The sequence below is a fragment of the Halarchaeum sp. P4 genome, from assembly GCF_051195175.1.
Classification (GTDB): domain Archaea; phylum Halobacteriota; class Halobacteria; order Halobacteriales; family Halobacteriaceae; genus Halarchaeum.
In genome coordinates this window covers 167,517-183,865 of the sequence record NZ_JBNTKC010000001.1, presented here as the reverse complement: position 1 = coordinate 183,865, position 16,349 = coordinate 167,517, and the positions used below count along the sequence as shown (strand labels likewise).

23 protein-coding genes are annotated in these 16,349 nt (G+C 68.2%); 6 read left to right on the top strand and 17 right to left on the bottom strand.

Annotated features, from left to right (window positions below; all coding sequences use genetic code 11):
- Position 1: 1 nt before the first annotated feature.
- Positions 2–628, bottom strand: a complete 627-nt coding sequence (locus ACQUS8_RS00970) for a DUF1405 domain-containing protein (protein WP_435095585.1) — start codon at positions 626–628, stop codon at positions 2–4.
- Positions 629–669: 41 nt separating this feature from the next.
- Positions 670–1,974, bottom strand: coding sequence for a GTPase HflX (gene hflX, locus ACQUS8_RS00965; protein ID WP_435095582.1), 1,305 nt, complete (start codon positions 1,972–1,974; stop codon positions 670–672).
- A 111-nt stretch (positions 1,975–2,085) separates the two neighbouring features.
- On the opposite strand from hflX, the gene ACQUS8_RS00960 reads away from it, so the two are divergent.
- A complete protein-coding gene (locus ACQUS8_RS00960; protein ID WP_435095579.1) occupies positions 2,086–2,406 on the top strand; it encodes an FUN14 domain-containing protein in 321 nt (106 codons plus the stop codon).
- Positions 2,407–2,449: 43 nt separating this feature from the next.
- Here ACQUS8_RS00960 and ACQUS8_RS00955 read toward each other — a convergent pair whose 3' ends face one another.
- The 6 genes from ACQUS8_RS00955 to ACQUS8_RS00930 all read right to left on the bottom strand — a co-directional run bounded on the left by ACQUS8_RS00955 (position 2,450) and on the right by ACQUS8_RS00930 (position 7,172).
- Positions 2,450–3,175 carry a ribosome assembly factor SBDS gene (locus tag ACQUS8_RS00955; RefSeq protein WP_435095576.1) on the bottom strand — a complete coding sequence of 242 codons (726 nt, stop codon included), beginning with the start codon at positions 3,173–3,175 and terminating at the stop codon, positions 2,450–2,452.
- Between the two features lie 190 nt (positions 3,176–3,365).
- Positions 3,366–4,136 (bottom strand): archaeal proteasome endopeptidase complex subunit alpha, encoded by a 771-nt coding sequence (gene psmA, locus ACQUS8_RS00950; RefSeq protein ID WP_435095573.1) that lies wholly within the window; start codon positions 4,134–4,136, stop codon positions 3,366–3,368.
- A gap of 6 nt (positions 4,137–4,142) precedes the next feature.
- A complete protein-coding gene (locus ACQUS8_RS00945) occupies positions 4,143–4,622 on the bottom strand; it encodes an Rpp14/Pop5 family protein (RefSeq protein ID WP_435095570.1) in 480 nt (159 codons plus the stop codon).
- An 83-nt stretch (positions 4,623–4,705) separates the two neighbouring features.
- Positions 4,706–5,638, bottom strand: coding sequence for a hypothetical protein (locus ACQUS8_RS00940; RefSeq protein ID WP_435095567.1), 933 nt, complete (start codon positions 5,636–5,638; stop codon positions 4,706–4,708).
- Positions 5,635–6,147: a hypothetical protein gene (locus tag ACQUS8_RS00935; RefSeq protein WP_435095564.1), complete on the bottom strand. Its 513-nt coding sequence runs from the start codon at positions 6,145–6,147 to the stop codon at positions 5,635–5,637. Before ACQUS8_RS00935 ends, ACQUS8_RS00940 begins: the two co-directional genes overlap by 4 nt.
- Positions 6,148–6,152: 5 nt before the next feature.
- Positions 6,153–7,172 carry a hypothetical protein gene (locus ACQUS8_RS00930; protein WP_435095561.1) on the bottom strand — a complete coding sequence of 340 codons (1,020 nt, stop codon included), beginning with the start codon at positions 7,170–7,172 and terminating at the stop codon, positions 6,153–6,155.
- Positions 7,173–7,226: 54 nt separating this feature from the next.
- Between ACQUS8_RS00930 and ACQUS8_RS00925 the strand changes: the two genes are divergently transcribed.
- The gene (locus tag ACQUS8_RS00925; RefSeq protein WP_435095558.1) at positions 7,227–8,147 is read left to right on the top strand and encodes a WD40/YVTN/BNR-like repeat-containing protein; all 921 of its coding nucleotides are present in this window, start codon (positions 7,227–7,229) and stop codon (positions 8,145–8,147) included.
- On the opposite strand, the gene ACQUS8_RS00920 is transcribed toward ACQUS8_RS00925, so the two are convergent.
- Together ACQUS8_RS00920 and ACQUS8_RS00915 are read right to left on the bottom strand one after the other, a co-directional pair.
- On the bottom strand, positions 8,148–8,750 hold the full coding sequence (locus ACQUS8_RS00920) for a class I SAM-dependent methyltransferase (protein ID WP_435095555.1): 603 nt from the start codon (positions 8,748–8,750) through the stop codon (positions 8,148–8,150).
- A complete protein-coding gene (locus tag ACQUS8_RS00915) occupies positions 8,722–9,438 on the bottom strand; it encodes an RNase P subunit p30 family protein (RefSeq protein ID WP_435095552.1) in 717 nt (238 codons plus the stop codon). The genes ACQUS8_RS00920 and ACQUS8_RS00915 overlap by 29 nt, the downstream gene beginning before the upstream one ends.
- Before the next feature lie 135 nt (positions 9,439–9,573).
- Between ACQUS8_RS00915 and ACQUS8_RS00910 the strand changes: the two genes are divergently transcribed.
- A complete protein-coding gene (locus ACQUS8_RS00910; protein WP_435095549.1) occupies positions 9,574–9,762 on the top strand; it encodes a DUF7501 family protein in 189 nt (62 codons plus the stop codon).
- Here the strand turns inward: ACQUS8_RS00910 and ACQUS8_RS00905 are convergent, their stop codons facing one another.
- From ACQUS8_RS00905 to pyrB, 5 genes are all read right to left on the bottom strand, one after another.
- Positions 9,763–10,176 (bottom strand): RNA-binding protein, encoded by a 414-nt coding sequence (locus tag ACQUS8_RS00905; RefSeq protein ID WP_435095546.1) that lies wholly within the window; start codon positions 10,174–10,176, stop codon positions 9,763–9,765. It abuts the gene before it with no gap.
- A 100-nt stretch (positions 10,177–10,276) separates the two neighbouring features.
- Positions 10,277–10,459: a DUF1918 domain-containing protein gene (locus tag ACQUS8_RS00900; protein WP_435095543.1), complete on the bottom strand. Its 183-nt coding sequence runs from the start codon at positions 10,457–10,459 to the stop codon at positions 10,277–10,279.
- A gap of 110 nt (positions 10,460–10,569) precedes the next feature.
- Positions 10,570–11,400, bottom strand: coding sequence for a hypothetical protein (locus ACQUS8_RS00895; RefSeq protein WP_435095540.1), 831 nt, complete (start codon positions 11,398–11,400; stop codon positions 10,570–10,572).
- A gap of 285 nt (positions 11,401–11,685) precedes the next feature.
- Positions 11,686–12,150: an aspartate carbamoyltransferase regulatory subunit gene (gene pyrI, locus ACQUS8_RS00890; protein ID WP_435095537.1), complete on the bottom strand. Its 465-nt coding sequence runs from the start codon at positions 12,148–12,150 to the stop codon at positions 11,686–11,688.
- Positions 12,151–12,153: 3 nt separating this feature from the next.
- A complete protein-coding gene (pyrB, locus tag ACQUS8_RS00885) occupies positions 12,154–13,059 on the bottom strand; it encodes an aspartate carbamoyltransferase (protein ID WP_435095534.1) in 906 nt (301 codons plus the stop codon).
- A 73-nt stretch (positions 13,060–13,132) separates the two neighbouring features.
- Between pyrB and ACQUS8_RS00880 the strand changes: the two genes are divergently transcribed.
- Together ACQUS8_RS00880 and ACQUS8_RS00875 are read left to right on the top strand one after the other, a co-directional pair.
- A complete protein-coding gene (locus ACQUS8_RS00880) occupies positions 13,133–13,744 on the top strand; it encodes an AAA family ATPase (RefSeq protein WP_435095531.1) in 612 nt (203 codons plus the stop codon).
- A gap of 27 nt (positions 13,745–13,771) precedes the next feature.
- Positions 13,772–14,398 carry an RAD55 family ATPase gene (locus ACQUS8_RS00875; protein ID WP_435095528.1) on the top strand — a complete coding sequence of 209 codons (627 nt, stop codon included), beginning with the start codon at positions 13,772–13,774 and terminating at the stop codon, positions 14,396–14,398.
- A 96-nt stretch (positions 14,399–14,494) separates the two neighbouring features.
- Here the strand turns inward: ACQUS8_RS00875 and ACQUS8_RS00870 are convergent, their stop codons facing one another.
- On the bottom strand, positions 14,495–15,430 hold the full coding sequence (locus tag ACQUS8_RS00870; protein ID WP_435095525.1) for an FKBP-type peptidyl-prolyl cis-trans isomerase: 936 nt from the start codon (positions 15,428–15,430) through the stop codon (positions 14,495–14,497).
- Positions 15,431–15,483: 53 nt separating this feature from the next.
- Complete coding sequence (locus tag ACQUS8_RS00865) at positions 15,484–15,687, bottom strand: DUF7511 domain-containing protein (RefSeq protein ID WP_435095522.1); 204 nt, start codon at positions 15,685–15,687, stop codon at positions 15,484–15,486.
- Positions 15,688–15,812: 125 nt separating this feature from the next.
- On the opposite strand from ACQUS8_RS00865, the gene cyaB reads away from it, so the two are divergent.
- Positions 15,813–16,346, top strand: coding sequence for a class IV adenylate cyclase (cyaB, locus tag ACQUS8_RS00860; RefSeq protein WP_435095519.1), 534 nt, complete (start codon positions 15,813–15,815; stop codon positions 16,344–16,346).
- Positions 16,347–16,349 lie beyond the last annotated feature (3 nt).

The following is a 16,349-nucleotide window of genomic DNA, read 5'->3' as shown; positions in this document are numbered from 1 at the left end:
CCTACGTCGTCCGCAGGTCGTCCCTGCCCCCATCGAGGCAGTACCACGCGAGCGCGAGCGCGCCGAGCGAGAGCAGCGGCGTCACCCACGGGAGCGGGCCCGTCGTCGCCACCTTCAGGTGTGGGTGGAGGCCGAAGGCGTAGTCCGCGACGTCGTTCACGAGGAACCAGCCGGCCGTCACGCCGAGCGCGAGTTTGCTCGTCCGGCCGTAGTAGGGGAGCAGGAAGGCCTCGCCGACCATCACGAGGTGCGTGAAGAGGATGCCCCAGTAGTCCCAGACGTGCGGGTAGTAGGCGCCGACGAAGTAATTGAGCGTGAACGCCGTCCAGAGTCCGTACTTCACCATCGAGGCGAACGCGACGGTAGTGAGCGTATCGAGGAACGGCGTCGAGGGGTAGTCGTGGCGCCCGACACCCCAGAGGGTGAGGAGGCTCGCCGTCATCCAGCAGAGCGCGAGCGGGCTGTCGATGAGGAGCGGCCACAGGAAGGCAGCGTGCGCGCTCATCTGCGGGAGGTAGAAGTTCAGCCCGACGAGGACGCCGAGCGCGTTCACACAGAGCAGGAAGAAGCGCGAGACCTCGACGTTGAGATACGGGACGGCAATCCGTTCGGGAATGAGCGTCCGCATATGGCGGCGCTACGCCGGCCGCCGTTGTAGCCTTTCCCGACTCAGGCGGAGGCGAGGTCGCTCGCCTTCGCGCGGGACTGCTCGATGACCTTCGGGCGCGCCTCGAACTCCACGACGACCTCCTCCTCGCCGTAGGTGACGTCCTCGACGGAGGCGTTGTCGTGCACCCACGAGACGACGCTCATCGTCTCCTCGGTCATCGGGAGGACGAGGCGTTCGTGCTCGCGACGCGGGAGCGCGTAGTCGATGCGGTCGCGGAGTTCGTCGAGGCCGACTTCCTCGACGGCGCTCACCGCGATGGGGTTCGGCGCGAGCGCGGAGAGCGCCTCGCGTTTCTCCGCGAGCTCCGCCTCCTCGACCTTGTCCACCTTATTGAAGACGGTGAGGATGGGTGCCTCGTTGCGCTCGTAGAGCGTGTCGTGAGACGTCGCGAGCTTCTCGCGTATCTCCTCGACGGGCTCGCTTGCGTCCACGACGAGCAGGACGAGGTCGGCCTGGTAGACCGAGTCGAGCGTCGACTTGAACGACTCGACCAGCCAGTGGGGCAGGTCGCTAATGAAGCCGACGGTGTCCGTGAGGAGGACGTCCCGCGAGTCGATGTCCATCCGGCGCGTCGTCGTGCCGAGCGTCGTGAACAGCTCGTCGCGCGACTCCGCGGTGGTGTCGAGGTCCGGGTGGAGTTCCTCGTTCTCGTCCAACTCGAGGTCCTCGGCGAGCGCGCGCATCAGCGTCGACTTCCCGGCGCTCGTGTAGCCGGCGAGCGCCACGAGGTCGAAGCCGGACTCGCGGCGCTGCTCGCGGCGCTGGCGCTCGGTCGTCTCGATGCTCTCCAGTTCGTCGCGGATGCGCGAAATCTGGGCCTTGATGTCCTTCTCGCGGGACTCATCGTACTCCCCGAGCCCCATGAAGCCGGGGCGCTCGTCGCGCTTCGCGAGGCTGGCCTTCGCCTCGGCGCGCGGGAGTTCGTAGCGGAGCTCCGCGAGCTCGACCTGCAATTGGGCCTTGCGGGTGTTCGCCCGCTGGCCGAAAATCTCCAGGATGAGCGTGAATCGGTCCATGACCTCGGTGCCGTCCGGGAGGTGGCCGCCGAGGTTGAACCGCTGATAGGGGCCGAGGCGGTTGTCGAAGACCACGGTGTCCGCGCCCGTGTCGGCGACGAGCGTCGCGAGCTCCGCGACCTTCCCCTCGCCGAGTTGGAGGGCTGGGTCGGCCGTCCGGCTCTGCGTCACTTCGCCCGCGACCTCGTAGCCGGCGGCGCGGACGAGCTCCCTGATTTCGTCCGTGTCTGGCTCCCCGTCGTCGACGCGTTTCGCGACGACGGCGGTTCCGGTAGTTGCGCCTGTCACTCACGATAGTCTACGTCCCGAATCCACTTAAGCCCAATCCGTGTCGGTGACCGCCCTACAGCCGTCGAGGCCTCCACAAGAGTGATGCCTGGCCGAGACCACGGTTCGGGTATGGCTATCGACCTCAACCCGCAGCAACTCGGCCTCCAGTTCGGGTCGGGCGCCGTCATCGGCGGGCTCGTCGGGTTCGCCGCGAAGAAGGTCGCGAAGCTCATCGCCGTCCTCATCGGCATCGAACTCGCCATCTTCGCGTTCCTCGAATCGCGCGGCATCCTCACCGTCAAGTGGGACCGCCTCACCGCCGGCCTCGTGCAGGCGAGTCAGGACGCCGCCTCGCAGACGCCCCCGTCGTGGCTCATGACCATCCTCTCGACGCTCTCAGTCTCCGCGGGCTTCACCGGTGGCTTCCTCGTCGGCTTCAGGAAGGGATAGGCCGGTTTCGCGGTGGTTCGGCCGGACAGGTCTGTTCTCGACGTTATCGCGTGCTGAGTTCGTCCTTCTCCTTGATGACGCGCGTCTCGCCTTCGCCGCTCGTCACCTCGGCGACGAGGTCGTAGAGCTCGTTGCGCATCCCCGCGGGGAAGGTGAGGACGCCGACCCACGAGCCGTCACTCTGCCACTCCTCGCGTTCGAGCTCGCCGAACTCCCGAATCTGGGCCTGCCCCGACCCGGCATGCTCGGCGGGGAGGTTGACGGCGACCGTCACCTCCTCGAAGCGAATCGGGATGACGGGCCGGAGAGCGTCGAGCGCGTCGTCGACCTGCGACTCGACGGGCTCCATCGGGTCGACGGTGAACCCCGCCTGCTCGAGCGCGGACTCGATGCGCTCGGGCGGGTGGGGCGCGTTGTCCATCTGCGGATTGACGGCGTTGCGCGCGATGGTGTTGATGAGCTGCTTGCGCTTTCGCTCCTGCATCTCCTCGCGCTGCTCGGCCGTAATCTGAATCTCCCCGTCCTTGATGACTTCCGGGATAATCTCCATCGGGTCCGTCGTGCCGAAGACCTCCTCGAGGTCCTCCTCGGCCGGCCGATCGCCCCGACTGGCGTTCTCGAAGACGTCGCGTGCGGCGATGACGTCCTCGAGTTCGCCCTCGAACTCCCCGCGCTTGATGGCGAGCGCAGCGTCCGGGTCGACCAGTACCTCGAAGCGTTCGCCGTGCGACTCTAGGCGCGCCGTCACGGCCTCGTCCAGCGAAATCATACTCGGAGGTTACGCCGGGGGGCTCAAAGGCCTTTCCGGGGAAAGCGTAGTTCCGAACGGAGTGGGGAACCCACGGGAGCGCGAGCGCTGAACGTGCGTGAAGCGCGAGCGCCGGAAAGCGCGACAGCAGGCGTATCCGAGCGATGCGACTGGGAGGGCGCGAAAAAGCGGGGAAGGTGGGGTGACGACGTTACTCGGCGGACTCGTCGTCCTCAGACTCCTCGGACTCCTCGGCGAGGAGGTCGTTGGACTCGAGGTATTCCTCGATCTCGTCGTTGGTGAGTTCGATGAAGGACTCGGACTCCGCGTCGACGGTGGCGACGCCGATGCCCTCCGGGGTGAGGCCCTCGTCGTGGACCTGTCCGAGACCGGCGAGCGCGAGGCCGACGGCGTCCTCGAGCGCGACGTCCTCGCTGTAGTTGTCCTCGAGGTACTGCTGGATGTCGTCGCGACCGGAGCCGATGGCGAGCGCCTTCCACTCGTTCGGCGTGCCCGAGGGGTCGGTCTCGTAGAGGCGCGGTTCGCCCTTCTCGATGCCGCCGATGAGGAGCGCGACGCCGAACGGACGGGCGCCACCGACCTGCGTGTACTGCTGGATGTGGTCGGTGATGTCCTTCGTCAGGCTCTCGACGCCGATGGGCTCGTTGTAGCGGACGCGGTTGACCTGCGCGTCGCGGCGCGCGAAGTCGATGAGCTGGCGCGCGTCGGCGACGTGGCCCGCGGAGGCGATGCCGATGTGGTCGTCTGCCTTGTGAATCTTCTCGACGCTCGTCTCCTCCATGAGCGGGGAGCGAATGCGCTTGTCGACGACGAGCACGACGCCGTCCTCGGCGCGGATGCCGATGGAGGCCGAGCCGCGCTTGACGGCTTCACGCGCGTACTCGACCTGGTAGAGTCGGCCGTCTGGCGAGAAGATAGTGATACCTCGGTCGTACGCCTGCTGTTGGGCTTGACCTTGCATGTTGTGTCACTCCAAATCAGAGCGAGTCGCGCCCACGAAGCCACCCTCGACGTCGACGTCGACGAGGCCGTCACGGGTGACGGCTCGCCGGGTGGCGTTCCTGAACACGACGTCTTCCTCTGTCGAATTTTGTCCCGCGCGTCCTAAATACCTTTCCTCACCGGCACGTACCGTGCCCGAGACGCCCCGAACGTGGACGCCGACAGGGTCGTTGCGGACGGAGTCGACGCACGCGAGCGCGGCGCGGGCCTCCTCAACGTGGCCGCGGCGCGCACGGACGACGGCCTCGCCCTCGCCGTCGCCGAACTCGTAGGAGAGGACGCGCAAGTCGGCGTCGGCGCTGGCCGCGTCGCCGAGGAGGTTCTGCGCGGCGAACCAGACGCTGCGCTGGAAGTCCCGCCGGGTGATCGCGGCGTCGGGCCACGCCTCGATGCCGACGAGAAGGTAGCGCCAGCGCGGGCGCAGGTGCTTCGGGAGGTGCTTCATACCTCAAAAGAGCGGCCCGCGCCCGGGAAGGCGTTTCGGGTGGTCGTCGCGCGAGGTGGCGACGGGCCGACTCGGTAGCGGAGTTACGAGACGTCGTTGTTCCGCTCGATGATGGTGCCGCTGGAGCCGACGGCGACGTCGACGGGGCCGAGCGTCACGTCGTTGAGCGTGTTACCCGTGGGTGTGTCAGCGCGAATCCAGCCGCTGTTCGCGTGCCGGTAGAGGCTCCCGCTGGAGCCGACGGCGAGCGCAGCCGTCCCGTCGGTGTGTGCGACCGAGTAGAGGGTCTTCGAGCCGACGTCGTAGGGCGTCCAGCGCTCGGCGTCGGGCGCGTAGTCGAACGCGCGGCCGGCGCTGGAGACCACGAGGACGCCGTCGCTTGTGGCGGTGAGGCCGTGGACGGAGCCGGCGGGCTCGATGCCGATGCGACTCCACCCCTCGTGGACGGTGGTCTTGTAGACGCCGCCGGTGGAGTCGGCCACGTAGCCGACGCCGTCCGGAGTGGCGTCCGCGGCGACGATGGTGGTGCTGCCGCCGGGATTCGTGAGGACGTCCCATGAGGCGACGGTGCCGTCCATGTAGGCGGGGAGCACTTCGCCGCTGCCGCTACCCAAGAGGAGTTTCTCGTTCCCTCGGTCGCCGGCGACGGCAATGGACTCCCACGACCGCGTCTTCCCGTTCGGGTCCGAGAAGTCGTACTTCCGGTCGTCCGGGATGTCGTAGCAGCCGAGCGCGCCGCCCTGGCCGGCGAACCAGACGCGCTTCCCGTCGTCCGTCGACGCGACGGTCGAGAGGACGTTGTTCTCGGCGGCAGGGCCGGACTCGTAGAGGACGCCCCAGTTGCCGTCGTCCATCGAGCGCGCGATGACGTACCCGGATTTGCCGACGGCGACGGGGCCCCGGACGGTGCCGGTGACACCGTTGAGCGTCTTGCCCATCGGCGCTTCGGCCGACGTCCACGAGCCCGTCGCGTCCTTCGTCTCGAACTGCCACGTGCCGCTGCCGCTGCTGCTCATAGTACCCTCCGGACGGGCGCACTGATGTGAGACACGATCGTCTCAAGGAGGCCGTCGTCGCTCCGTTCGTCGTTCTGCTCGTCGCTCGCAGTCGCTTCGTCGGCGTCACCGTCCTGCGCGTTCGACTGCGTTTCCTCGGCGCCGACGATCTCGACGACGCCGACGAGCGAGGACGGGTCGATGGTGCCATCGTGGAGTCGCTCGACGGCGCGTTCGCGGCGCTCGTCGGGGAGCGCGTAGAGCGCGTCGAGTCGCCGCGACACCGTCGCGACGGGGACGTCCTGTGGGACGTGTGCAACAGTGTCGTCGTCGCTGTCGTCGGCAGCGCCGAGCGCGCAGAGCACGTCGAGGTGGTCGGTGGCGGTTTCGACGTCGACGCCGGCTTCGGTGGCGACGTCCGTCACGGCCTGGTAGTCCTCCGACCCACCGCCGTCGCGGTGCGCCCGGTCACGGAGGGTGGAGAACAGCCGAATCGACGTCTCACGCGGGGTGGGGTTCGGAGTTGTCATGGTCGTTAGCTACTGCTGCTGGAGCCGCCGGACGAGCCACCGGACGACGAGCCGCTGTCGCCGGTCTGCTGGTTGCCGTTCTTCTTCTGCTTCTCGGCCTCGCCACGCTCGATGATGACGCCGCTCTTGCCGACGGCGACGTCGACGCCGGAGCTGTCCGTGATGGACGTGAGGTCGCCGGTGACGGGCGTGGGGCGCTGCGTCCACGTGTGGTCGCCGGCCTGGCGGTAGATCTTCCCGCCGTTGGCGACGGCGAGAATCTCCTTCTTGTAGTTGCCGATGCCGTTGAGCGTGACGGAGGCGACACCGAGCGGCGTCCAGTTCTTACACTTGGGCTCGTAGCGGTAGATGCGCCCGCCGCCGGCGGAGACGAGGACGGTGTTCTTGTCGGCGTAGACGTCCGTGAACTTCACCTGGGCGTTCTCGATGCCGATTTTCTCCCAGGCTTCGTCGGCGGTGGTCATGAAGACGCTCCCGCTCGTGTTGACGGCGTAACCGACGCCGTCGGGCGAGGCAGCGAGGGCGGCGATGCTCGCACCGGAGCCACCCGTGGAGGAGTCGGTGCCGTCGGGCTTGGAGACCTGCCCCCACTGCGGGCAGCAGCCGTCGACGTACCCCGGAAGCACCTCGCCGCTGCCGTTGGCGACGAGGAGTTTCTCGGAGCCGCGCTTGCCGGAGACAGCGATGGCCTCCCAGGTGGAGGTCTTGCCCATCGGCGCGGTGTAGTCGTGTTTCTCTTTCTGTTCGACGTCGTAGTAGCCGAGCGCGCCCGAGGAGCCGGCGAACCAGACGCGCTTGCCGTCGTCGGTCGCGGCAGCCGCGTAGAGGGCGTTGTCGCGAGTTGCGGGGCCGTCGTCGAACGTCGTTACCCAGTCGCCGTCGTTCTGACGGTGGACGAGGAGGCCTTTGTCACCGACGGCATAGGGGCCGTCAGTGGTGGAAACGACTTCGTGGAGGGTCTTGCTCGTGGGCGACTCGACTTCGTACCAGTTCCCGACGTCGGATTGGGGACCGAGATGCCACATTGCGCTCAAACAGTACACTCTACTTTTCGAAAAAAGTTACGTCGTAATTAACAAGTGGCCCGAACGGATACACTCCCGGATATGTGGCACCTCGGCATCGAGGAGACGCCCCGCTGGCGGCCCGTCACCGAAGTCTCCGTCGACCTCCACGACGCCGTCACCACCACCGACGGACCCTACGTCGTGGGCGCGGACGGCCTCCTCCTGACACGCGACGAACAGTGGCACCCCGTCTTCGACGACGGCCCCGCAGCACAGAACCGAACGCTCACACACGCGGCCGCCACCGCGGACGACAGCCGCGTCTGGGTCGCCGGCGCGAAGGGCGCCTTCGGCTTCTACGACGTCGAGAACACCGAGAAACACGACTACTCGAAGCCGAACGGACACACCGGCGGCGTCGACGCCCTCGTCGTCGCCGGCACCGCGGGCGACGAACGCATCCTCTACGCCACCGGCACCACCGTCCACGCCGGCTACGTCGACGACCAATGCCCCACGTGGGAGGACGCCGTCGACCTCCCCGGGTCGAACGCCGTCACCGCCATGGCCGCCGCCCCCGACGGCACCGCCTACGCCACCACCACCGGCGGCGACGTCTTCCACACCACCACCACCGACGACTGGACGCAGGTCGGCGTCCCCAGCACGACCAGTACGCTCACCACCGTCCACGCCACCGCCGACTACGTCTGGACCGCGAACACGGGCGGCCTCGTCTTCCGCTACGACCCCGAAAAGGACAACTGGACCACCGTCGACGTCGGCGACACCGCCGTTCGGGGCTTCGCCGGCACCGGGAAATCACTCATCGCCGCCGCCGACGACGGCTTCGTCTACGCGCGCAACGGCCCTGCGAACTGGAAGACACACCCCACGCCCGTCGACGCCTCTCTCCGCGCCGCCGCCGTCACCGACCCCGCCGTCGCTGTCGGTCGGAAGGGGACGATTCTCGAACGCCAGCCCGAGGAGTAATCAGCGTTTCTCCGCGACCAGCACGCCCGCCTGCGGGTGCACCATCTCGACCGCCGTGATGGCGTAGCCCTCGTCCGTGAACGCGTCCACCAGCACGCCGACCGTCGCCGGGTCGTCCACCTCGGGGTCGTAGAACGGCTCCTCCGGGTTCGGCTCGCCGAAGAACATCACGTCGCCGAGGACAATGCGGCGCGGCCCGTAGCCCGCCATCACCGCGATGGCTTCACGCTTCGCCTCGTCGTCGAGGTGATGGAGCGCGAAGTTCGACGTGACGATGGTCGCCTCCCCGTCATAGCCCGGGTCGCGGAAGCGGCCCTCGCCGAACTCGACGTTCGAGAGGTTCCGGGCGGAGGCCTTCTGGCGCGCCTTCGAGAGCATTCCCTCGCTCACGTCCCGGCCGACGACGCGGCCGGCCTCGTCCGCGAGTGCGAGCGCGACGGCGCCCGTCCCACAGCCTAAATCGAGGACGACGTCGTCGCCCGTCGGGTCCGCGTGCTCGATGACGAGGCGCAGACACTCCATGTAGACGTCGCCCGAGGACTCGTCGTACTCGGCCGCAATCTCGTCGAACCGTTCAGCGTGGTCCTCGACGTCCTTCGTCATAGCGTCCACGTTCGAGCCCCGGCGCAATGAAATCCTCGGAGAACCGGTGTCGGTTGCGTGCCGCCAGCTCCCCCCACTCCGCGAGGCCACGTTCGACCTGCTCGGCGTCGAAACCGATGGTCTCGCCGACCGCCTTCAGCTCGCGCGGCGCCCGGAGTTCGAGGTGCGACTCGGGCGTTCCCGTCACGACGTAGGGCGCGTCGTACTGCTCGACGAGCTCGCGCAGTTTCCGCAGACCCCGCAGTGCCTGTACGCGCGGGCCGCCCGACTCGCGCAACACCGGCGCGAAGTCGAACTCCACGCGCACGCCGTGGTCCACCGCCGCCCGGACGATGACGTGGTTCACGTCGCCCCGGCCCGCCATCGGCTTGGTGAGAACGTCCACGCGCTCCTCCTCGGCCGCGAAGCGGTTCAGTTTCGCCGTCCCGCCCCGAACCAAGAGGAGCGTGTGCTCGCGGCGCGCCTCCGTGAGGCCGCCGCTCAACGTCGTCGGGTCGTCCGCGACGAGCTCGACGGCGTCCACGGCGTCCACGTCGTACGCCTCGCGGACGTCGGCGGCGTCGAACCCCGGGTCGGCGTCGTCGGCGTTCCGCACGACGAGGCCGTCGAAGCCCCGCCGGCCGGCCGTCGCCGCGAACCGCCGCACCGTGCTCTCGCCCGCCGGCGTCGCCGCTACCGCCTCGTACATACCGCGAGAATACGCCCGCCGCACCGTAAAACCCGTGCGGTTGCCGCGAGCGGCGTCCCGTCACGCCCGTCGACGGGCATCCGAGCGAGCGGCGCCGCCACTACGGTTTTGGGTCAGGCGGGAGAAGCGCCGCACATGACCGACATCGACCCCGTCGACGTGGACTGGGAGAACCCCGAGACATGCCCGTGGTGTGGCGCCGACATCGAAAACGGCGGCCCCGGGTTCATGGAGCACGTCGAGGCGAATCCCGAGTGCGAGGAGGCCTTCGAGGCGTGGCGCGAGAACGTCGCCGGTGACATCGGCGGCGAGTGGATGGGCTGACTACAGGGCCTCGCGCGCGTTCTGTACCGCCGCCTCACGCTTCGCCGGGTAGGCCTCGACCTTCGCGCGAAAGGAGATCCCGTCGCCGAGGCGGGCCTCACCCGAGAAGGCCGCCTGCTTGTCGAGGTGCGCCATGAACGCACAGTTCTCGTTCACGCGCTGGTCGAGTTCCTCGCGGAGGCGCTCGACGTCCGCCCCCTCGCGGAGGCGCTCGATGACGTGGCGCATCTCGCTCGCTTTCTCGACGCGCGCCGACAGCACGACGATGCGGTCGCCGTTGTGGCCGGTGCTCTCCGCGCGCTGAATCTCGAACTCCTCGGGGAGGAAGTGCCGGAGCGCGCGCTCGACGCGCGCCTCATCCTCCGTGTCGTAGCAGAACGTCCGCAGGTCGATGTAGTGGAAGGGGACACTCATTAGTCGCGTCTAGGGGCCGGAACGGGAAAAGCGCTCCACTCCGGTCGGGTCACGGTCCGCGGCGTCGTCGCACGGCACGCCGCGAGTCGCGCGGAATGGCTTATTCGTCAGCTGCTTCGAGGTTGTCCTCGGGAACGCCCTGCTCCTGGCCGTCCTCGAAGGAGACGGTGTAGTTCGCGTCACCGAACATCGTCTCGATCTTCTGCGTGATTTCGCCGGTCTCGCCGTCGAACTCGCTGTGCTCGTCGTGCAGAATCACGGTGTCGCCTTCTTCGAAGCTCATACCCCGGTGTTCGGTGGGGGCCACGCAAAAGACCCGCGATTTTCCGCGTCAGGGCGCTCGGGGCATCACCGCCGTCGTCTCCGCGGCCGAACGGCCGTTCAGCGCCGCGTTCACCCCCACTCGACGCCCTCGCGCGCCTCGGCGTCCCAACGCCGCAGGACCGCGCGGGCGTTCCCGGCGTGGTACCCGAAGTAGACGTTGTCCGCGTATTCCTCGACGGTTTCGGCGGCCTCCGCGAGGGCGTCCACGTCGGGGTCGGCCGCGTAGAGTTCGACGCCGAGGCGGACGTCGAGGCCCTCGAGACGGTCGACGAACCCCGAGAGGAGGCTCTCCAGCCAGTAGGTCGTCTCGTAGGCGGTGTCGTAGAGCGGGACGACGAGCTCGTCGGCGTGCTCGGCGACTGCGGCGAGGTCGACGCCGGAGTGTGCGAGCAGGTGGCCGGGATACGGGTCGGGGTGGACGGTGAGGTAGAGGTCACCGGGGACGCGCTCGCGGGCGTCCGCGACGAACGAGGAGACGACAGCGGCGCGCCACGTCTCGCGGTCGTCGTACTCGCTCTCGGCGAACGCGTCCTCGCAGCGCTCGCAGTGACAGAAGGACGCGTTCGGGAAGCCGACTTCGTCGAGTCGGACGTCGTCGTTCGCCTCGACGCAGGCGTCGATGACCTCGTGGAGGCCGTTGCGGTAGTGCTCGATGCTCGGACAGACGTAGCCCCAGTCGAGGTCCGGATGGTCCTTGGTGGCGCGACGGCCCTCGTCGTCGACGGGCGCGAGGTGCGGGTCGGTCTCCGCGGTGGCGGTGTCGCCGAAACAGGAGACGAGGTTCACCGCGTCCGCCTCGGGGTCGACGTGCTCGCCGGTGACGCGCTTCACCTCGTAGAAGCCCACGTCGAACTCCGACCACTCCAGTTCCTCGGCGTTCCGCGTGACGACACCGTACATACCTCACGTGGGGGCCGCCGGCCGCCTAAAGCGTTCGTTCCCGGGACGCGTCGCTGGGAAGTCGGGAACACGAGAACGCGAAACGGCGCGGGCGCGCCGTGGGAGGAGATGCTGCTCAGTCGATGCGGTCGATGTCCTCGGCGGGCGCGGGCTCGCTACTGGAGACGAGCTTATAGACGAGGACGATCAGGGCCAGTGCGAGGGCGAGTTTGACGGTGGTGCGCATATGCGGCCGTACGTATCGGTCCACTATACCTTTTCGGGAACACGCCGAAGGGGTGGCCCTCAGACCGCGAGGTGGTCCGTGATGTCCTCGCGGACGATGGTCTCGCAGTAGGCACACCGGACGCCCTCCTCGATGACCTCGAAGCGTGTCTCGACGGGCTCGCCGGCGTTCGTGATGCAGTGGCGGTTCGGGCAGTGCAGGAGGCCGACGACCACTTCGGGCGGCTCGATTTCGGTCTTCTCCGCGACCTCGTAGTCCCGGACGATGTTCACGGTGGCGTCCGGCGCGATGAGCGAGAGGACGTCGAGTTCGGCCTGACTCATCTCGCGGCCCTCGACTTTCACGATGTCCTTCTGCCCCATCCGGCCGCTGGGAACGTTCATCCCGAGACTGACGCTCTCGCCACCGCTCCCGTCGATGCCGAGGATGGCGAGGACGTGCAGGGCCTCGCCGGCGGGAACGTGGTCGATGACGGTGCCGTCGCGGATCTTGGAGACGCGGAGTTCGGTGTCTTTCTCAGTCATGGGTCAGTCGAGCAGGAGGTCGAGGAGCGCCATGCGGACGGGGACGCCGTTGTGCGCCTGGTCGAAGTAGGTCGCGTTCGGTAGTTCGTCCACCTCGGGGTCGATTTCGTCCACGCGCGGGAGCGGATGCATCACGGCGAGGTCGTCGCGCGCGTCCGCGAGCGTGGCCGCGTCGATGCGGTACTGGCCGGCGACCTTCTCGTACTCCTCCTCGTCCGGGAAGCGCTCGCGCTGGATGCGCGTCACGTAGAGGACGTCGAGTTCGGAGAGGACGGCCTCCAACTCCTCGTGCTCGCGGACGTTCGCGCCCGCCTCGTGCAGGTCGTAGCGCACCGAGCGCGGGAGACGCAGGCTCTCGGGGCTGATGAAGTGCTGGCGGGCGTCGAAGTTCGTCAACGCGTGTGCGAGCGAGTGGACCGTCCGGCCGTACTTCAGGTCGCCCATCACGCCGATGGTGAGGTCATCGAGACCCGCGTGCTGGTCGATGGTGTAGAGGTCGAGGAGCGTCTGGCTCGGGTGGTGGCCCGCACCGTCGCCCGCGTTGACGAGCGGGACGTCGACGAATTCGCTCGCCATCTGCGCGGCGCCCTGACTCGGGTGCCGGAGGACGATGCCGTCCGAGTAGCCCTCGATGACGCGGACGGTGTCGGCGAGCGACTCGCCTTTCTTCACCGACGAGGACTCGACGGAGCCCATGTCGATGATGTCGCCGCCGAGGCGCTTGGCGGCCGTCTCGAAACTCATCTTCGTGCGCGTACTCGGCTCGAAGAAGCAGAGGGCGAGCAGTGCCCCGGGGTGTCGGTCCGCGTGCGCGGCCGGGTCGTCCGCGAACTCCCGTGCCCGCGAGAGGACCTCCTCGATGTCCGCCCGCGAGAGCTGTTTCGCGGTGAGCAGGTGGTCGTGGCGCATCGTCACAACACCCGCGGGCTGACGCCTTCAACCTCCCGAACCTTCTTGACGGATGGGGCGACCACCCGTGGGTATGCTTGCCATCGCGGGCGGGAAGGGTGGGGTGGGGAAGACGACCACGGCACTCTGCCTCGCCGCCGCCTACGTTCGTCGTCGCCGCCGGCCGCTCGTCGTCGATGCCGACCACGGGATGCCGAACTGCCACCTCTACGCGGACACCGCCGGCGAGCGCGGCGTTTCGGACGTCGCCGCGGGCGTCCCCTACGCGCGCGCCGTCGAGCAGGCGCGCGCCCTCCCCGGCGTGGACGTACTCGCCGGCGGCGACGCCGCCCCGGACACCTACCTCGGTCTGCTTCCGCGCGACAGGCCGCTCGTCGTCGACACCGCCGCGGGCGCGGGCGCGGACGTCGGGGCCGCGCTCGCCGCCGCGGACGCCGCCGTCGTCGTCACCACACCCGACAGAGAGGCGGTCGTGGACGCACTCAAGAGCGCCGCGCTCGCTCGCGCGCTCGGCACGCCAGTCGTCGCCGGTGTCGTCGTCGGCACCCGCGACGACACGACTAGTGTCGCGGCGGCGCTCGACGCACCCGTCACGACCGTTCCGCGCGCCGCCGTACCACTCGAAGACGCCGACGTCGCGGCCGCATACGACAGGTTGGCGACATCTGCGGGGCCGAACCCTTAACAACGCCACCGGCCCTACAACGACCACATGGCGGACCGTCTCCCGACGGGTATTGACGTCCTCGACCGGAAACTCGACGGCGGGCTTCCGGGCGGGAGCGTCCTCGTCTACGAATCTCCGCCGGCGAGTCAGGGAGAGCTACTGCTCTACGAACTTGCGCGCCCCCGCGACACCCTCTATCTGACCGCGGACCGCACCGAGAGCGCCGTTACCGATGCCTTCGCGAACACGACCGTTCCCGTCGAGGAGCCCGACGTCCGGTTCCTCGCGAACGACGCACCCCTCGATAACGGCCGGCGCCTCTTTCGCAACATGGGCGAGGGCGAGACGCTCATCATCGACCCCGTCGACGCCCTCGAACGAACCGAGCGCGCGCGTTACGAGACGTTCCTCTCCGAGTTGCAGAACCACATGCACAACACCGGCGGCATCGCCGTCCTCCACGGCCTCCGCGGGTCGCGCGTCCCCGAACTCCGGGACACCACCATCCACATGTCGGACGTCGTCTTCCGCCTCGAGATGTCGACGAAGGGGAGCGACGTCGAGAACACGCTCTCCGTCCCGAAGTTCCGTGGCGGGCGCGCGCTCGACGAGACGGTCAAGCTCAACCTCGGCAACCGCGTGAGTATCGACACCTCGCGCGACATCGCCTGAGAGGCTCTTTCTCGCGGTCCGCGTCGGCGGACACGTCGCTACGCGGCCGTGAAAAACGTGTGAAAATCGGGTCGTCCGTCGTCTGCGGGGACGGCGTTATTCGTCGAGCTCTTCGTCGAGCTCCTCGACGATTTCGTCGGCGTCGACGTCGGCGTCCTCGAGGGCGTCCTCGATGTCACCGAGGTCCTCGCCGCCGGCGCCGCCGCCCATACCGCCCATCATGCCGCCCATACCGCCCATCATGCCCATCCCGGAGCCGTCGATGACTTCCTGGACGATGACGCGGTCGACGTCGATCTGGTCCATGACCTGCTGGAGGATCTGCTGCTTGCCCATCATCCACTGCTGGTTGAACTGGAGCTGCGGGCTCTGCTCGATGTACAGCGTCTCCTTCTCGACGGTTTCCGTCTCCGTCTCGCCCTCCTCGGTCTCGACTTCCTCCTCGACCTCGTCGGTCTCGATGTGCATGTCGAGCTCGACGTCGAAGTACATGCTGAGGAGGCCCTGGGCCTTCTCGACGCGGTCGGTGACCTCGCCGACGATCTCGTACTGGTACTCGATGTCCTCACCGGCGAGCATGTGGTTGAAGTCGACGCGCGCGCGGCCGCCGATGATGGTCTCGACGTGACCGTGCTGGCCGTCGATGTCGACGTGGGCACCGGGGTAGCGGTCGTCCTCGGGGATCTTGTCGGTGCTCACCGTGCGGACCTCGCTCTCGTCGTACTCGCCGAAGGCGTCCTCGGCGGGGACGACGACGGTACCGGTGTCGCCGACGTCCTTGCCGATGATGTCCTCCTCGACGGGCTCGAAGATGTGACCCTCTCCGAGCACGAGCGTGCGTGGGGAGAAGTCCTGTTCTTCGGTGTCAACGCCTTCCTCCTCCGCGACTTCCTCGTCGGTCGTGTCGACGAGGTCACCGCCCTCGACGGTGCGCGCGGTGTAGGAGAGTTTGATGAAGTCGCCCGTCTGAAGCCCTTCGGACTCCTCGGACGCGGATTCGTCGGCCGCCTCGGCCTCTTGCTGGTCGCTCATACGCACACGAACTCCCGTTCGGCCCTTAAGAATCACGTTTCTAGGCCGTCACCTCAGCGCATCGCCGCGAGGTCGCGGGTGGCGTCGGCGTCGAGCGACAGCCACGTCGTGAGACGCGTTTCCTCGTCGGCGTCGCTCGGGTAGACCGTGCAGCGGTCCGGGCCGCGCTCTTGGTGGACCGTGACGGCCTCGAGCGCGTAGTCGGGAGCGGGGACAGTCGTGTACGCCGCGTCGTCAGCAGTGGAGTCTGCGGACATCCCACTCGGAGAGGCACCATCGCGACCCATGAAGGCTGCTAAGAGCCGTATGGTCGTCTCTATAGTCGTCCCGATTCCGGGCGTGCTTCCGGACGGTTTTTCCGCGCGCCGGTGTGAGGGCGAGTATGTACGAGGTGGAGGTGAAGGTCCCCGCGGACCACGGCGACGTCCGCGACGCCCTCGAATCGGTCGGCGCCGAGGAGCGACGGACAGTCGAACAGGAGGACACCTACTACGACGCGCCCCACCGCGAGTTCGCGGAGACGGACGAAGCGCTGCGCGTGCGCCGCGTCCGCGAGGCGGGCAACGAGTCGGCCGAGGCGCGCATCACCTACAAGGGCCCGAAGGTCGACGCGGCGTCGAAAGCCCGCGAGGAAATCGAGACCGGCGTCGAGGACGGCGCGGACGCGGGCGCCATCTTCGAGGCGCTCGGCTTCGCGCCCGCGGCGACCGTACGCAAGACCCGGACGTACTATGCGTACGACGGCTACACGGTCGTCCTCGACGACGTGGACGGGCTCGGGCAGTTCGTGGAAGTCGAACGCGAGAGCGAAGACGTCGAGAGCGCGCGCGAGGGAGCGTTCGACGTCCTGCGACGCCTCGGCCTCGACCCGTCCGAGCAGATTCGGACGTCCTACCTCGGCCTCCTCCTCGAATGACGG

Excerpts from the sequence above, each read along its gene's own strand:
- ACQUS8_RS00970 (WP_435095585.1), bottom strand. The coding sequence starts at position 628 with ATGCGGACGCTCATTCCCGAACGGATTGCCGTCCCGTATCTCAACGTC.
- ACQUS8_RS00960 (WP_435095579.1), top strand. The coding sequence starts at position 2,086 with ATGGCTATCGACCTCAACCCGCAGCAACTCGGCCTCCAGTTCGGGTCG.
- ACQUS8_RS00955 (WP_435095576.1), bottom strand. The coding sequence starts at position 3,175 with ATGATTTCGCTGGACGAGGCCGTGACGGCGCGCCTAGAGTCGCACGGC.
- psmA (WP_435095573.1), bottom strand. The coding sequence starts at position 4,136 with ATGCAAGGTCAAGCCCAACAGCAGGCGTACGACCGAGGTATCACTATC.
- ACQUS8_RS00945 (WP_435095570.1), bottom strand. The coding sequence starts at position 4,622 with ATGAAGCACCTCCCGAAGCACCTGCGCCCGCGCTGGCGCTACCTTCTC.
- ACQUS8_RS00940 (WP_435095567.1), bottom strand. The coding sequence starts at position 5,638 with ATGAGCAGCAGCGGCAGCGGCACGTGGCAGTTCGAGACGAAGGACGCG.
- ACQUS8_RS00935 (WP_435095564.1), bottom strand. The coding sequence starts at position 6,147 with ATGACAACTCCGAACCCCACCCCGCGTGAGACGTCGATTCGGCTGTTC.
- ACQUS8_RS00930 (WP_435095561.1), bottom strand. The coding sequence starts at position 7,172 with ATGTGGCATCTCGGTCCCCAATCCGACGTCGGGAACTGGTACGAAGTC.
- ACQUS8_RS00920 (WP_435095555.1), bottom strand. The coding sequence starts at position 8,750 with ATGACGAAGGACGTCGAGGACCACGCTGAACGGTTCGACGAGATTGCG.
- ACQUS8_RS00915 (WP_435095552.1), bottom strand. The coding sequence starts at position 9,438 with ATGTACGAGGCGGTAGCGGCGACGCCGGCGGGCGAGAGCACGGTGCGG.
- ACQUS8_RS00910 (WP_435095549.1), top strand. The coding sequence starts at position 9,574 with ATGACCGACATCGACCCCGTCGACGTGGACTGGGAGAACCCCGAGACA.
- ACQUS8_RS00905 (WP_435095546.1), bottom strand. The coding sequence starts at position 10,176 with ATGAGTGTCCCCTTCCACTACATCGACCTGCGGACGTTCTGCTACGAC.
- ACQUS8_RS00900 (WP_435095543.1), bottom strand. The coding sequence starts at position 10,459 with ATGAGCTTCGAAGAAGGCGACACCGTGATTCTGCACGACGAGCACAGC.
- ACQUS8_RS00895 (WP_435095540.1), bottom strand. The coding sequence starts at position 11,400 with ATGTACGGTGTCGTCACGCGGAACGCCGAGGAACTGGAGTGGTCGGAG.
- pyrI (WP_435095537.1), bottom strand. The coding sequence starts at position 12,150 with ATGACTGAGAAAGACACCGAACTCCGCGTCTCCAAGATCCGCGACGGC.
- pyrB (WP_435095534.1), bottom strand. The coding sequence starts at position 13,059 with ATGCGCCACGACCACCTGCTCACCGCGAAACAGCTCTCGCGGGCGGAC.
- ACQUS8_RS00880 (WP_435095531.1), top strand. The coding sequence starts at position 13,133 with ATGCTTGCCATCGCGGGCGGGAAGGGTGGGGTGGGGAAGACGACCACG.
- ACQUS8_RS00875 (WP_435095528.1), top strand. The coding sequence starts at position 13,772 with ATGGCGGACCGTCTCCCGACGGGTATTGACGTCCTCGACCGGAAACTC.
- ACQUS8_RS00870 (WP_435095525.1), bottom strand. The coding sequence starts at position 15,430 with ATGAGCGACCAGCAAGAGGCCGAGGCGGCCGACGAATCCGCGTCCGAG.
- ACQUS8_RS00865 (WP_435095522.1), bottom strand. The coding sequence starts at position 15,687 with ATGTCCGCAGACTCCACTGCTGACGACGCGGCGTACACGACTGTCCCC.
- cyaB (WP_435095519.1), top strand. The coding sequence starts at position 15,813 with ATGTACGAGGTGGAGGTGAAGGTCCCCGCGGACCACGGCGACGTCCGC.